This is a genomic window from Rothia sp. 32237D007AR, assembly GCF_053544675.1.
The window spans coordinates 61,714-75,691 of record NZ_JBPPUO010000002.1 but is presented as its reverse complement, the minus strand read 5'-3'; the positions used below and the strand labels follow the sequence as shown (position 1 = coordinate 75,691).

The following is a 13,978-nucleotide window of genomic DNA, read 5'->3' as shown; positions in this document are numbered from 1 at the left end:
CGTAGTCAAACATCTCTTGTAGGCGAAAAAACATCAGGGTCGGGCGGCGAATCTTTCTATCAGGTCTACCTGGCCTGAGACAATCAGCAAATCCCGTGAAGACACCCGCGTATCGGGCCTTGCATAGGTGATTTCTTCACCCGGAGACTTCACCCCCACAATGGTTACCCCGTACTTAGAGCGCACATCCGATTCAGCCAAAGTGAAACCGTGAGTCTCTTTAGGCGGAAACATCTTTACGATGGCGAAGTCATCATCGAACTCGATGAAATCCAGTAGACGGCCCGAAACCAGGTGGGCTGCCCGCACTCCGGCATCTGACTCAGGGTAAACAACCTGGTGTGCTCCAATACGGGAGAGAATCTTGCCATGTGAAGGGGTGATTGCTTTAGCCCAGATTCGCTCGATACCCAGATCCACCAGATTAGCGGTGATAAGGACCGAGGCCTCAACAGAGGTGCCTACACCCACCACGGCGGACGTAAAATCCTGTGCCCCTAGCTGGCGTAAGGCGTTCATATCGGTAGCGTCAGCCTCAACCACGTGGGTGAGGTCGCCTGACCATTTCTGTACCAGCACGGGGTCTTTTTCAACCGCCAGCACTTCCTTATTCTGGCGAACTAGCTGGGCTGCGGTAGCCGAGCCAAAGCGTCCTAGGCCAATCACCAGCACGGGGGCACTATGGGCTGGGCGGAAGTCATTTCTAGCCAATGATGGGCCTTTCTTCGGGGAACTTGTAGAGGCGGCGGCGCGAGCGCATGGCTAACCCAGTGGCTACGGTGATAGTACCGATACGGCCAACGAGCATGAGCACAGAAAGAATGTAGGTACCAGAGGGCGGCAACTGGGCTGATAGGCCGGTGGAGAGGCCGCAGGTGGCATAGGCTGAGATGACCTCAAAAAGGGCCCTGTCTAAACCTACATTGCCAATGAGCATGATGGCTGTGGTGCCTACCAGTACGAACATGGCACTCATCATAATGACGGAGATGGCGATGCGCAGGACGGCGTCGGGAATGGTGCGGTTGAAAGCCACCACGAATTGGTCGCCGCGAGCTTCGGCCAAGATGGCCAGAAAGACCACGGTGATGGTGGTGATTTTGATGCCGCCAGCGGTGGAAGCTGAACCGCCACCGATAAACATGAGCACATCGGTCAGCAGCATGGTGACGGGGTGAATATCTGCCATATTGACCATGTTGAAGCCACCAGAGCGGGTCATGATGGAGGCAAAGGCGGCGTTGAGCATTTTATCGCCCACGCTCATACTGCCGACGGTGTGCTCGTTGCCCCACTCTAGGGCGCCCCAGGCCAAGGAGCCTAGGGCAAAGAGAACCAGCGTGCCGATAATGGTGAGCTTGGCGTTGAGGTTCCACTTGCTAAAGCGCAGGTTGTTGCGTAAGACCAAAATTACCGGGAACCCTAAGGAACCGACCATGACCCCTAGTGCTATGGGGAAAAGAATCCAGAGGTCGTGGCCGTAGGGGACGATGCCGTCTGTATGGGGGGTGAAGCCTGCATTATTGAAGGATGAGACTGCGTAGAAGGTGCCGTGCCAGATGGCCTGCCAGAGGGGTTCACCCAGTATGAGAAAGCGGGGAATGAGGGTGAGGGCGATGAGGGCTTCAATGGAGATGGAGGTGAAAGCTACGGTGCGTAACACGGAGCCAACTTCACCCAGGCGCCCGATGTTTAGGGATTCTTGGGCGATGATTTTGGAGCGTAGGCCCAGTTTGCGGCCCACAGCTAGCGCCAGAATGGAGGTGAGGGTGAGTGTGCCTAGTCCACCGATTTGGGAGCCTAAGAGAATCATGAGCTGACCGAAGAAGGTCCATTGTTCGGCGGTGGATACCGTGGTCAGGCCGGTGACGGTTACTGCGCTGGTTGCTGTAAATACTGCATGGTGGAAGTCCACCTGCTGCCCGTTGCGTGAAGCCCAGGGAGTGTAGAGCATGAAGGAGAAGAAAATGATGACCAGTAAGAAGGCTGCGATGGCAATGCGGGAGGACGAGGAGCCAAAAAGACGGTCTATGACATCGCGAAAGTGAGTGATGCGGGCCTGGATGGCTGCTGAGAGCTTCACGATGTGAAGTAGCTGGTGGTATTCCAGGTGCTCCTCTGTGGTTGCTGGGGGAGTTTGCTTGCGATCCTGGGCTTTGCGCACAAGTTTGCTCATCTTTTTCACCTCGCTTTCTGCTGCCGTTTCTAGCGTAGTCTGCCTGCTATGTGTGTGGGGTATAGTGCCTACAGAGTTTTATGTGTTTAATGGTAAGTGTGACCCAACTTACCAGGGGAGGTGGTGTGGGTGGCTACGATTGACCGTCTCAGACCCACCGACGTTCGGGTGCTCTGGTCCCCTATTATGGCTAACTACTATTTTGGCGACTACCACCCCATGCACCCTTCACGCTTAGACGCCACAGCATCCCTGGCCCGTGACCTCGGAATTTTTGACCTCCCCCAGGTGCAGCTGGAAGAGCCTGAAATTGCTACCTTGCAGCAGCTCATGCTGGCCCACGATTACCCCTATATTGATGCGGTGCAAAAAATCAGCGCCAACCCACAACTGACCATCGCCAGCTGCGGGCTAGGCACTGAGGACACCCCCGGCTTTAAGGGGGTGCATGAGGCCTCTGCCCGACTGGCGGGCGGAACCTATCAGGCAGTCGAAGCTATTTTGAGCGGCAAGGTTAAGCACGCGGTTAATTTTGGTGGGGGCATGCACCATGCCTTTCGTGATCATGCGAGCGGTTTTTGTATCTATAACGATTGTGCGGTGGGCATAGCTCGTCTGCTTGAGGCAGGAACCCAGAGGGTTGCCTATATTGATGTGGATGCTCACCATGGGGATGGCACGCAGAGTATTTTCTGGGATGACCCCCGGGTTATGACGGTTTCTCTGCATGAAAGCGGTATGACCCTCTTTCCTGGTACTGGGTTCGCTAATGAGGTGGGCCCTGAGGGGGAGGCTAATGGAACCTCTGTCAATATTGCGGTGCCTGAAGGCACCACTGATTCTGGCTGGTTGCGGGCCTTTGATGCTGTGGTGCCTAGCCTCTTGCGTCAGTTTCAGCCCCAGGTGGTGGTGAGCCAGCATGGGTGTGACTCGCATATGACTGATGATATGTCGCACCTGAACATCAGTATTAACGGGCAGCGTGAAATTGCCGCTCACATTTCTTTACTGGCGGAGGAGTTGTGTGAAGGTCGCTGGGTTGCCACTGGGGGAGGGGGGTATCCCATCTATGACGCTGTGCCTCGTTCGTGGAGCCACCTTATTGCGGTGGCTGCGGGCCAGCCGCTTGATATTAATATGCCCACTCCGGAATCGTGGCAGGTTTATATGCGTGAAAAATACGGTAGTCAGGTGCCCACCCTGATGGGGGACCCTGTTGATCTGTGGTGGTGTTCCTGGGAGGTTGGCTATGATCCCGGCAGTAGTGTGGACCGCAGTATTATGGCCACCCGTAAGGAAGTTTTTCCCTTGTGGGGGATTGACCCTTGGTATGACTAAGGCGGCATGTTGTGGGCTTTTTTGGGTGGCTCATGACGTTCTCAACCTGGGTGCTACCTGGAGAAAAGCAAAAATTGTCCCTATTTTTGCGGTTTAAACATGCAATTGTGGGTATATATGTGTAAAGATGTCAGTATGAAAGACGACATCTTTGCTGTTATCGCTGACCCCACCCGGCGGCACATCCTCCAAGCCCTGGCAACTGAGCGGCTAGCTGTGGGTGAGTTGGTTGAGGAGCTAAGCGTCAGCCAGCCCACCGTATCCAAGCACCTCAAGGTGCTCCGCCTTGCCGGTCTGGTTGAAACCGAGGCGGTAGGCCAAAAGCGTTTTTACTCTATTACCCCCCAGCCCCTAACCACTATCACCAATTGGGCTCGGAATCTCATCGTTTCTCCTGCCACCGATTCTGCCCCTTCAGAGGCCACCGCCCAGAAACTGGTGAAAGCTTCTACTACTGATGGGCCTCGCCCTATTACCGCCGGTATTACCTTCACCCCTCTTGCCCCTTTCACCCCCACCTTGAGCAAGGGGCTGGCAGAAGAGGACGCTGTGGGCCAGATACCGATCAAAGTGGAGTACGATGCGGCTAAGGAACAGGATGCCGTGAGCGAGCAGGTGCGCCTGCTAGCGCAGGGGCTGAGCCTGGGTGCACCAGATGAAGGCCCCCTGAACTATACGGTTTCAACCTCTGAGCGGATCCCCCAGCAAGATACCGTGACCCCCGAGCAGGGCGTCAGCGATGCCACAGCACCGAAGACTGGTGATGACGAGGGTATAGTGCATGGTATGGCTGGGTTGGAAGAAGCTCGTCAGGTGGTAGCTGAGGCTGAGGCGCGTGCAGAAGTAGCAGACGCTCAGGCTCATCAGCGAGCCGGTGCAGAAGAAAACGATGACCGTGGCCTACTGGCCAAGCTCACCCGCTGGGGCCGTCGTAGCTCTCGCTAGGTTCTTGCTCCTGCCTTACCCCATAAACCCTTAGCTTTGAAGGACACCGCACAACTGTATGGCACACCATCAGCAGCTTCTCGACTGGATCGAGAACGAACTGATTAACCAGACCCTGCGTCTGGGCGATAACCTGCCCGATGATAGGGCCCTGGCCCAACAGGTGGGCATCAGCCAGAACCATATGCGGGAAAGCCTCAAACACTGGGAAGAAATTGGGGTGCTGAAGCTCTATGAGGGGCGGAAAAAGAGCATTATCGCTCAACTGGTGCGAGAGCCAGCCGTCCTAGCTGGGCCTGCCATTAGCCTTTACCTGGCTAGCTCCCCCTCCCCTCGCCAAGACCTCCTGGCAACCTGCCTGCTCCTTGAACACCATGCCCTGGCAGGGCCCACCTACGATCAGTCAGCTTTTGAAGAACTAGATCGCATCCTTGAGGCTATGCAGAGTGCTGATACTAGCCTGAGCGACTTTCATGAGCTTGAAGCCGACTTTCATATCCAGCTAGGGCGCCTATCGGGCAACGCCCTGGCCTCAGCCCTGCTGGCGACCCTGCGTGCTGCCATGATTGAGGCCCGCTTTGAGCTGGTAAGCCAGGTGCCCCTGTGGAGTGCCACTGCCGCCCGCCTGCGCATGGAATACCGTGCTATCGTCGATGCGGCCTGCTGCGGTGATGCGGCGCTAGCCCAGACCCTGCTCAAAGCCAATCTGCACGAGCGTTTTGCTGAAGCCGGGCACCAGGTAGACCTTACTGCCCAAACCCAGGAATCTAACGACCTTAACCTCAAACCTATTGAGGTAGAAGCCCAGGAGCTCATCCCTGAGAGCTGGGATGGCCCCCTGGGGGCTGACCCTCTTGAACCGGGGCTCTTTAAAGCTCTAGCTACCATCCAGCCCATTGACGCTGCCTCCGCTACAGGTGCCGCTGCTGATACAGGCTCCGCTACTGCCAGTGCTACCCGCCGTCGGCAGGGGACGGTGAGCCCAGCCGTCCGCCCAGCCTGCTCCTTGCAGAAAGCTGAAACTAAGACCACAGGTGCCGAACCCAGCCAGCTAGCGGCTGCTCCTACGATAAACCTGCCCCAGCCTGCTACGGGGGAATACGCAGAAGGTAGAACTCCTGCAGCCACCTCCCAGCACCCCACTGTGCAGCAGCTCAAAAAGCGTTTTGACCTGGTAGGTTATTTCGGTTTCCGTAAAAGCACCCCTGCCCCCTAGGGGTTGGGTACCCTGCCCTGCCTGCTGGTAAGAATCTGTGGGTGGAGCAAAAGATAAGAGGGCACCTGCCCTGAATAAGAGCTACCCGCAGGCTGACAATAAGCCTCAGAAGGTAGATAAAACGAGAAAATGCTCTCACTTGCCGGTGAACAGGGAGCGAAAATTTCTGTTTACCTGTAGGCTTGGGAGAGAGCGTTTTTCACGCCGAGGGTATTGCTATGCCCTTTATGCGTGCTTTGGAGCGTTTATACCGGTATAGCGCCCGGATAGCTACCGACCTACCACCCCTGGGTGGTTGCCATCGGCCGGGTATCGACCACTATTTAATAAGTGAGGTGAATCCAATGGGTTCAGTTATCAAGAAGCGCCGCAAGCGTATGTCTAAGAAGAAGCACCGCAAGCTTCTTCGCAAGACTCGCCACCAGCGCCGCAACAAGAAGTAAATTCTTCACCGCGAGCCCCGCACCTATCTCGGTGCGGGGCTCGCGCTGTTTTCCCCACAGCCAATAAAGGTTTCCACAGCTAATAAAGCTTTCCAGGGCCAATAAAGCACAGACGCCTACCCGTAGCCGGGCACAGCAAGAGCACGCTAGGGTGGAGCAATGGCTATACCACTGATTGAACTGCTGACCAAGCCAGGCTGCCACCTCTGCGAGGCCGCCTGCCAAACCACCGGCCAGGTAGCAGATAGCTATGGGCTAACCTATACAGAAATCAATATTGAAGAGCACCCCGAACTACTAGAACGCCACCGCAATGAAATCCCGGTGCTGCGAGTTGACGGTGAGGTCAAGGACTTCTGGCAGGTCAACGCCAAGCGCCTGGCTAAAATAATTGAGAAAAAATTAGCAGAGTGAGGGGCTGCTACAGCTCAATAGTTAGCGCTCCCTGCCCAGGTTTGAGAGACTAGAGGTATGAACACTTCTTCGGCAACTGTCACCGTACACCTGATGCGCCACGGCGAGGTGCACAACCCCGACCGTATCGTTTACGGGCGTCTACCCAACTATCACCTGTCTGAGGCTGGGCAGAAGATGGTGCGTCTCTCAGCTGAAGAGTTCAAACGCCGTGCGGACGCCGGGGCCAAGATTGTGCACCTGGTCTGCTCCCCGCTGACCCGCACCCGTGAATCTGCTGCCCCCATCGAGGAACTTCTGGGCCTGGTCGCCCAGCCTGATGAGCGCGTCATTGAGGCCGATAACTACTTTGAGGGCTTGCACGTTAATAAAGAAGAGCTGCTGACCAACCCCCGCCACTGGAAGCACCTGCTTAACCCCCTGCGTCCCTCCTGGGGTGAACCCTACCGGGAGCAGGTTACCCGTATGGCCCAGGCTATTAAGGACGCCGCCCGCACCGCCTACCAGAAAGGCGGGGACGGGGCAGAAGCAATTATTGTTTCCCACCAGCTGCCTATCTGGATGGCCCGCACCTCTGTTGAAGGTGGGGCGCTGCCGCATGATCCGCGAAGCCGCCAGTGCAACTTAGCTTCCATTACAAGTCTCACCTTCCCCAATATTTTTGCCCCCGGCAAACCCGACCTCTCTTACTGTGAGCCTGCTGCTGAGCTCTATTCAGGTGTTATCCAGTTGCCGGGGTCATAATGGCACCGACACCCAGCGCCCACCCTGATCTGAAAGACCTGCACCCCATGTCTGCCCTTCTTTCCCTCCAGCTGAGCCGTAAGCAGGCTCTGAGTATTGCCGCCCTCGGAAGCCTGGGTCTGCTCTCTGCCTGCTCATCAGGCCAGGACTCCCTAGCCACTCAGGCCGATGCGGGGGACTCTAAGGGCTACATTGCAGGGGACGGGAGCGTCACTGAATACGCCGAAGAACAGCGGGGCCAACCTGTTGATTTTGAAAATGAGCTCTTTGACGGCACCGTTATATCAGCTGCCGATTTGCGTGGCAAACCTGTTCTGCTGAATTTCTGGTATGCCGGGTGCGCCCCCTGCCGGGCTGAAGCCCCCCTGCTCAACGGACTCTACGAGACCTACGGGCAGCAGGTCGCCTTCTACGGGGCTAATGTGCGCGATGAAAAAGGCACCGCAGAAGCCTTCGAAAAGAATTTTGGGGTTCCTTACCCCTCCTTCCGCGACCTGAACGGTAAGGTGCTCCTTGCCCTGAGCAAGTACGTGCCCGCCCAGGCGGTGCCAACCACCATCGTCCTTGATACACAGGGGCGGGTAGCTGCCCGCATTCTGGGGCAAATTGATAAATCTGTGCTGGGCACCCTGCTTGAAGACCAGGTCAGTGTCTAGTTTCGGCACTATCGTTCTTGATGGTTCTCTTTGGCTGGCCCTGCCCCTTGCGGCACTGGCGGGCCTAGTCTCCTTTGCCTCCCCTTGCGTCCTGCCCCTGGTGCCCGGCTACCTGGGCTATGTGACCGGGCTATCTGGCGGTGAACTGAGTGACCGCCGCCGCAAGCTACGCATGGTGACTGGTATCAGCCTTTTCGTGCTGGGTTTCTCCCTCATTTTTGTGCTCATGTCTGTGGTGCTAGCCCAGCTAGGGGCTGCCCCCTGGTTACGTGGGCAAGGCTGGGTCAACCTGGTGCTAGGCCTGCTGGTGATGCTCATGGGCCTGGTTTTTATGGGCCGTGTACCTTTCTTCCAGCGCGATCGAAAAATTGAGGCTAAACCCCCGGCTGGCCTCTGGGGGGCACCTGTCCTGGGCATCACCTTCGGGCTGGGCTGGGCCCCCTGCATCGGCCCCACCTTCGCGGCCGTGCAAACCCTGGTCTACACCGGCGGCTCAGATAACACCAAGGCAGTGCTACTGACTGCCGCCTACTGCCTAGGCCTAGGAGTCCCCTTCCTGCTAGTAGCACTGGGCGTCGCCCGGGGTGTTAACACCATGGGCTGGGCCCGCAGAAACAGGCTCCTACTCCAACGCCTAGGCGGGGGCATGCTCATCATCATCGGCCTACTGCTCGCTACCGGCCTCTGGAACCAGATCATCTCCTGGTTTCAAGCCAGTATGCCGGTCTACGAACTCCCCATCTAACCGCACCCAGGCCCCAGGGCACCCACCTCACCGAGACACACCACCAAAGACAGCAAGGAAAATATGGCAGAGACTCAGGACGCCCCCACCCTAGGGCCGCTGGAAATGCTCCGCTGGGCATGGACACAACTGACCAAGATGAACACCGCCCTCTTCCTGCTACTCATGCTGGCAGTTGCGGCAGTACCTGGCTCTATCTTCCCCCAGCGTATCCAAGACCCCACCGCCGTAGCCAACTACATCCAAGTGCACCCCACCTGGGGCCCTATCGCCGATAAAATCCAGCTCTTTGACGTCTTCTCATCAGCCTGGTTCGCAGCTATCTACCTTCTGCTCTTCATCTCCCTGATTGGGTGCGTCATCCCCCGCGCAGCCAAGCACTATCGGGCCATGCGCTCAGCACCAGCCCGAACCCCCAAGAACTTTACCCGCCTGCCCCAGCACCGCACCCTCACCATCCCCCACAGCGCCGGGGTAGGGGAGCTGACCGCCGCTACCGCAATTAAAGACGCAGCAGACATCCTGAAACAGCGCCGCTACCGCATCGAAATCTGCGAAGAAGCCCCCGGTGTTTTCAACGTTTCTGCCGAACGCGGCTACCTGCGCGAACTCGGCAATATCCTCTTCCACCTGGCCATGATCGGTGTGCTCATCGCAGTAGCAGTAGGCTCCCTCTTTGGTTACAACGGCCAGCGCATCGTCACCGAAGACGAAACCTTCGTCAACTCCCTGGTCTCCTACGACTCTTTTAGCCCCGGCACCAACTACAACCCCGACTGGCTAGTACCCTACTCGGCCACCATGAACGAGCTAACCGTCGACTACGACCGTCAAGAAGGCTCACCCACCTACGGCTCAGACATCAACTACCAAGCCCAGTTCACCCTCACCACAGCAGACGGCCAAGAGTACAACCAGACCCTCAAAGTTAACGAACCCATCTACATTGAGGGCACCTCCATCTACCTACTCGGCAACGGCTACGCCCCGGTCATCCGCATCAGCAACGCCGATGGCTCCACCGCCTACGAAGGGCCAGTGGTAGGCCTGCCCTCTGGCCAGAGCTACCTTTCCTCCGTGGTGCTCAAAGTGCCGGACGCCCACCCCCAGCAGCTAGGTTTTGTCGGCATGTTCCTGCCCACCGGCGAACGCACCCCCGGCAAACCCCCCACCTCCATCGACTCAGACCTCCTCAACCCCATGCTGGTACTCCAAAGCTACACCGGTGACCTAGGGCTTGACCAGGGCATACCCCAAAACGTCTACGTGCTAGACATCGACAAACTCGAACCCCTCAATACCATGGCCGCAGGTAACGGCATCGTCCTGGATGCCCGCAACCCCACCGCCACCCTGCCCAAGGGCCACGGAACCATTGAATTCTTAGGCGTCAAACGCTATGCCGGTATCGAAATCAGATCAGACCCCGGCCGCCCCCTGGCCCTGGCCTCAGCAGCCCTCCTCTTTGGGGGCCTGCTCATCTCAGTCTTTGTCGCCCGCCGCCGCGTCTGGGTACGCGCCACCCAAAGCGGCAGCGGAGAAGACCGCCTACTCACCATCGAATACGGCCTACTGGCCCGCGGCGAAGACCCCCGCCTTGCCGCCGAAGCAGAAAAACTCACCGACCTCTTTGCCCAGCGGTGGGGGCTAGAATTTGATGAAGCCTAACCCACCCACCACTACCTGTACACTTGGCCGGGCACCGGCGTCCGCACCCTACCTCCACCCGTGAAGTGAGAACACCATGTCAGAAGTCAACATAGAACTCGCCCGCTGGAGCGAACTCTTCATGTACCTCGCAGCCATCACCTACATGGTGGCCTTTATCGCCTTCACCTGGGACATCGCCGCCCACTCCCGCACCACCAAACGCCTCGAAGCTGCCAACACCCCCCAACCTGACAAAGAACTTGTCAGCACCAAGACCACAAACGCCCGCACAGCCCGCATCAGCGGAACCGAGCAAGGAACCGGCACCCGCGGCATGGGCTACAAAAAAGCTGCCGCCACCAAAATAGCAGGCCACGTGGCCGACTCAGAGATGCGCTACGGCACCGGCGAACGCCGCCCCGCTGCCCGAGCAGGCGTGGCCATCCTGGCCCTGGGCTGCCTGATCCACCTAGCAGGTGTGCTCTCACGAGCCTTTGCCGCCAACCGCGTACCCTGGGGCAACATGTACGAATTCTGCACGACCGGCGCCCTACTAGTTGTTGCAGTGTACCTAGGCTTTCTCATCTTCCGTGACCTACGCTTTGTCGGCACTCTCGTCTCTGGCCTGGCACTGACCATGATGACCGCAGCCACCATCGCCTACCCCACCCCCGTAGGGCAGCTAATGCCCGCCCTCCAGTCCTACTGGCTAGTCATTCACGTATCGATTGCCGTACTGGCCTCAGCAATCTTCACCATCACCTTCGCCATGGCCGTCCTACAACTGGTGCAAACCTCTCGGGAGCGCCACCTCATCGAAGAAACCGCTAGCCCCCTAACCCGCCTAGGCTTCATGCGTCTCATTCCCACATCGACCGCCCTGGAAAACTTCTCCTTTCGCCTCAACACCGTCGGCTTTGCCATGTGGACCTTCACCCTGGGCGCTGGCGCCATCTGGGCAGAGAAAGCATGGGGACGCTACTGGGGGTGGGACACCAAAGAAGTGTGGACCTTCATCATCTGGGTGGTCTACGCAGCCTACCTGCACGCCCGCGCCACCCGCGGCTGGTCAGGCCCGCCCAGCGCCTGGCTCTCCATCACCGGCTACCTCTGCATCATCTTCAACTTCACCGTAGTCAACGTCTACTTCTCAGGCCTGCACTCCTACTCGGGGCTGTAAGCCGGTCAGTTGGGTAAGCGCCAGTGGTTCCCCAAGTGGGGAGTTAGTGGCGCTTTCTTGTGGGCGGGTAGGGGTTGAAACCTATCTAGGTATATGTTGTACTTAGATATGTGAGGAGTGTGATATGCAATCTACTATCTACCCGCCTTCCCTGATCCGGGCAACCCTACCCACCGCCGTCCTGGCCTGCCTAGAGCAGGACGACCTGCACGGCTACGGCCTAGCTACCCGCCTAGAAGAGCTGGGCTACGGACGACTACGCGGCGGATCCCTCTACCCGGCCCTCTCCAAACTCGAAGAAGCCGGGTACGTCACCACCACCTGGACAGAAGGGAAGAGCGGCCCCGCCCGCCGCCAGTACCGGCTCACGGACGCAGGCGCCCGCCAACTCGCCAAGGAACGGGCCACCCTAGCCCGGCTTACTAGCGCCCTCGGGGCCTAAACCACCGGAAGCGTTTCACCATGACTCAAGGAGGAGACATGGCAACTAACCCTTGTCGGCTCTATCTGCATTCTCTACTCATGCTCGCGACATTCGGTATATGGGGTTACGGACTTTACACGACTGATGACTACGCTAGCTTGACCTGGCGCCTACCACTCCTAGCTGTCATTGTCATCGGTGGTGCTTTTGAAACCAGAAGACACTACCGGGCCTACCGTCAGACAAAAGCGCAGTCCAGCTCATTCTGACGCTGGGCGATCCTTATCGTCCGTGGAATCGGTAGTGTCGTCGCCCTGCTCGCCGGTCTCCTTACGGTTCTTGCGTTCTTGCCACTGGGCGTCCTGGCGCTCGCGGCGGGCGCGGGCCTCAAGGAACTGTAAAAACTCAGGGTCATCATCAGGTGCCACCGGCGGCTTAGCAGCAGGTGCCCCGAAAGATCCGTGCCGTGACCCACGCGGGTGCCCCAACCAAAACCAGAGCGCCGAACCCACCAGAGGAAAGAGCACCAGCACAGCAAGCCAGGCCCCCTTAGGCAGGGCGCGCACACGCAAACGGTCGGTCTGAGCGGCATCCAGAATCGAATAAATCCACACGCCCAGTAAAAGAGCGGCGCCGCCAATCATCAAAATAGCTCTACCCATACCCCCATTTTTCCATGAAGAGACCCGCCAGCCCCACTTTGTGCGCTCAGAGCGTGCCAGGTGCGCGGACGCCCGCCCCAGCAGGCCCCTCCCACAGCAGGTAGGTAGAATAAAGGGGTGAATTTTCTGAAATACTCCCTGCTCCGCCTGCTCATCTCAGCCGCCGCCTTCTTCGCCTCCTACTACTTTGGGGTGGGCTTCATCCTGGCTATTATCTTTGGCGCAATCATTGGTTTTGCTATCTGCTACCTGGCCTTCCCCCGCCTGCACGATGCCGCAGCAACAGACTTCAACCGCATGATTTACCGCAAGAAGAAACCCACGACAAGTCTTGAAGCAGAAAACCAGGCCCTTGAAGATGAACTAGACGAAGCTGCCCGCCGCAGCCAAGGCCTCTAATAGCCGGTAAAGACCGTAGCCCGCTCCGCAAAAATCTCCAGCGGGTGCAGGGCAACCGCCAGCGCAACCAAAAGCGAATAGGCCAAGGCAATGAGGCCAGCCTGTTTGAGCACCGGAATCAGATCACGCCCCAGGGCACCTGAGAGCACCACTAAGGCCGAATGCACGACCGGCCCCAGCAGAATAAAAGCCAGGGCATACCAGGGGTTCTGCGGTACCAACAAGGTGGTAAGAGCCAAGCCCAGGGCCATCTCTGCGGCATAGACAATACGTGAAGCACGGTCGCCCAACCGCACCGCCAAGGTTTTCTTACCGGCCTCAATATCGGTGGGAATATCACGCACATTATTAGCCATCAGCAGGGCACAAGAAAAGAGCCCAAGAGCAATCGCGAAGACCCAAGAGCTCAAGGTGAGCTGGTTACTCTGAGTGAACATGGTGCCCAAAGTGGCAACCAAGCCGAAGTAGATAAAGACGAAGATATCCCCTAGACCCATGTAACCGTAGGGGTGCTTGCCACCGGTGTAGCCCCAGGCCGCCAGCACAGCCGAGGCACCAATCGCCAGGAACCACCACTGCTGAGAGAGCAGAACCAGGCCCAGTCCGCTCAGACCCGCTAAGCCGAAGCAAAGGAAAGCTGCCATCTTCACGTGGGCAGGTTTGGCCACACCTGAGCCGACCAGGCGCAGGGGCCCTACACGGACTTCGTCCGTACCTTTAATGCCGTCGGAGTAGTCGTTGGCGTAGTTGACGCCCACCTGCAAGAAGAAAGCTACCAGGAAGGCCAGTAAGGCACGGGCAGGCTTGAACTGGTGCACTTCGTAGGCTGCGGCGGAGCCAGCAATAATAGGAGCTGCCGCCAAGGGGAGTGTGCGCAGACGCGCCCCTTCAATCCATTGTGCAACTGTTGCCACTGCCTCGCTCCTTGTTAGCCTGGGTGCCTAGGTGGCGCAGATACGCCACAAATACACACCATTCTCTCACTT

General features: G+C 57.9%; 16 protein-coding genes. 12 read left to right on the top strand and 4 right to left on the bottom strand.

Going from position 1 to position 13,978, the window contains the following annotated elements; all coding sequences use genetic code 11:
* Positions 1 to 33: 33 nt before the first annotated feature.
* Together ACED87_RS01895 and ACED87_RS01890 are read right to left on the bottom strand one after the other, a co-directional pair.
* On the bottom strand, positions 34 to 711 hold the full coding sequence (locus tag ACED87_RS01895) for a potassium channel family protein (RefSeq protein ID WP_449081238.1): 678 nt from the start codon (positions 709 to 711) through the stop codon (positions 34 to 36).
* A complete protein-coding gene (locus ACED87_RS01890) occupies positions 704 to 2,176 on the bottom strand; it encodes a TrkH family potassium uptake protein (protein WP_449081236.1) in 1,473 nt (490 codons plus the stop codon). Before ACED87_RS01890 ends, ACED87_RS01895 begins: the two co-directional genes overlap by 8 nt.
* A 186-nt stretch (positions 2,177 to 2,362) precedes the next feature.
* Between ACED87_RS01890 and ACED87_RS01885 the strand changes: the two genes are divergently transcribed.
* The 11 genes from ACED87_RS01885 (at position 2,363) to ACED87_RS01835 (ending at position 11,949) form a co-directional block, all read left to right on the top strand.
* Positions 2,363 to 3,514 carry an acetoin utilization protein AcuC gene (locus ACED87_RS01885; RefSeq protein WP_449081341.1) on the top strand — a complete coding sequence of 384 codons (1,152 nt, stop codon included), beginning with the start codon at positions 2,363 to 2,365 and terminating at the stop codon, positions 3,512 to 3,514.
* A 135-nt stretch (positions 3,515 to 3,649) separates the two neighbouring features.
* On the top strand, positions 3,650 to 4,459 hold the full coding sequence (locus ACED87_RS01880; protein ID WP_449081234.1) for an ArsR/SmtB family transcription factor: 810 nt from the start codon (positions 3,650 to 3,652) through the stop codon (positions 4,457 to 4,459).
* 58 nt (positions 4,460 to 4,517) lie between these two features.
* The gene (locus ACED87_RS01875; protein ID WP_449089531.1) at positions 4,518 to 5,675 is read left to right on the top strand and encodes a FadR/GntR family transcriptional regulator; all 1,158 of its coding nucleotides are present in this window, start codon (positions 4,518 to 4,520) and stop codon (positions 5,673 to 5,675) included.
* A 344-nt stretch (positions 5,676 to 6,019) separates the two neighbouring features.
* On the top strand, positions 6,020 to 6,118 hold the full coding sequence (locus tag ACED87_RS01870; protein WP_005504750.1) for a 30S ribosomal protein bS22: 99 nt from the start codon (positions 6,020 to 6,022) through the stop codon (positions 6,116 to 6,118).
* A 159-nt stretch (positions 6,119 to 6,277) separates the two neighbouring features.
* Positions 6,278 to 6,532: a glutaredoxin family protein gene (locus tag ACED87_RS01865; RefSeq protein WP_449081229.1), complete on the top strand. Its 255-nt coding sequence runs from the start codon at positions 6,278 to 6,280 to the stop codon at positions 6,530 to 6,532.
* Between the two features lie 57 nt (positions 6,533 to 6,589).
* Complete coding sequence (locus ACED87_RS01860) at positions 6,590 to 7,276, top strand: histidine phosphatase family protein (RefSeq protein ID WP_449081227.1); 687 nt, start codon at positions 6,590 to 6,592, stop codon at positions 7,274 to 7,276.
* A gap of 47 nt (positions 7,277 to 7,323) precedes the next feature.
* Positions 7,324 to 7,932: a TlpA family protein disulfide reductase gene (locus ACED87_RS01855; RefSeq protein WP_449081225.1), complete on the top strand. Its 609-nt coding sequence runs from the start codon at positions 7,324 to 7,326 to the stop codon at positions 7,930 to 7,932.
* Positions 7,925 to 8,677, top strand: a complete 753-nt coding sequence (locus ACED87_RS01850; protein ID WP_449081223.1) for a cytochrome c biogenesis CcdA family protein — start codon at positions 7,925 to 7,927, stop codon at positions 8,675 to 8,677. Before ACED87_RS01855 ends, ACED87_RS01850 begins: the two co-directional genes overlap by 8 nt.
* Positions 8,678 to 8,740: 63 nt before the next feature.
* The gene (gene resB / locus ACED87_RS01845) at positions 8,741 to 10,345 is read left to right on the top strand and encodes a cytochrome c biogenesis protein ResB (protein WP_449081221.1); all 1,605 of its coding nucleotides are present in this window, start codon (positions 8,741 to 8,743) and stop codon (positions 10,343 to 10,345) included.
* 76 nt (positions 10,346 to 10,421) lie between these two features.
* Positions 10,422 to 11,507 carry a c-type cytochrome biogenesis protein CcsB gene (gene ccsB, locus ACED87_RS01840; RefSeq protein ID WP_449089530.1) on the top strand — a complete coding sequence of 362 codons (1,086 nt, stop codon included), beginning with the start codon at positions 10,422 to 10,424 and terminating at the stop codon, positions 11,505 to 11,507.
* A gap of 124 nt (positions 11,508 to 11,631) precedes the next feature.
* Positions 11,632 to 11,949, top strand: coding sequence for a PadR family transcriptional regulator (locus ACED87_RS01835; protein WP_449089529.1), 318 nt, complete (start codon positions 11,632 to 11,634; stop codon positions 11,947 to 11,949).
* 242 nt (positions 11,950 to 12,191) lie between these two features.
* On the opposite strand, the gene ACED87_RS01830 is transcribed toward ACED87_RS01835, so the two are convergent.
* Entirely contained in the window at positions 12,192 to 12,593 is a 402-nt protein-coding gene (locus ACED87_RS01830; protein ID WP_449089528.1) for a PLD nuclease N-terminal domain-containing protein, read from the bottom strand.
* Between the two features lie 117 nt (positions 12,594 to 12,710).
* On the opposite strand from ACED87_RS01830, the gene ACED87_RS01825 reads away from it, so the two are divergent.
* Complete coding sequence (locus tag ACED87_RS01825) at positions 12,711 to 12,992, top strand: DUF4229 domain-containing protein (protein ID WP_449089527.1); 282 nt, start codon at positions 12,711 to 12,713, stop codon at positions 12,990 to 12,992.
* Here the strand turns inward: ACED87_RS01825 and ACED87_RS01820 are convergent.
* Positions 12,989 to 13,906 (bottom strand): 1,4-dihydroxy-2-naphthoate polyprenyltransferase, encoded by a 918-nt coding sequence (locus ACED87_RS01820; RefSeq protein WP_449089526.1) that lies wholly within the window; start codon positions 13,904 to 13,906, stop codon positions 12,989 to 12,991. The genes ACED87_RS01825 and ACED87_RS01820 overlap by 4 nt on opposite strands.
* Positions 13,907 to 13,978 lie beyond the last annotated feature (72 nt).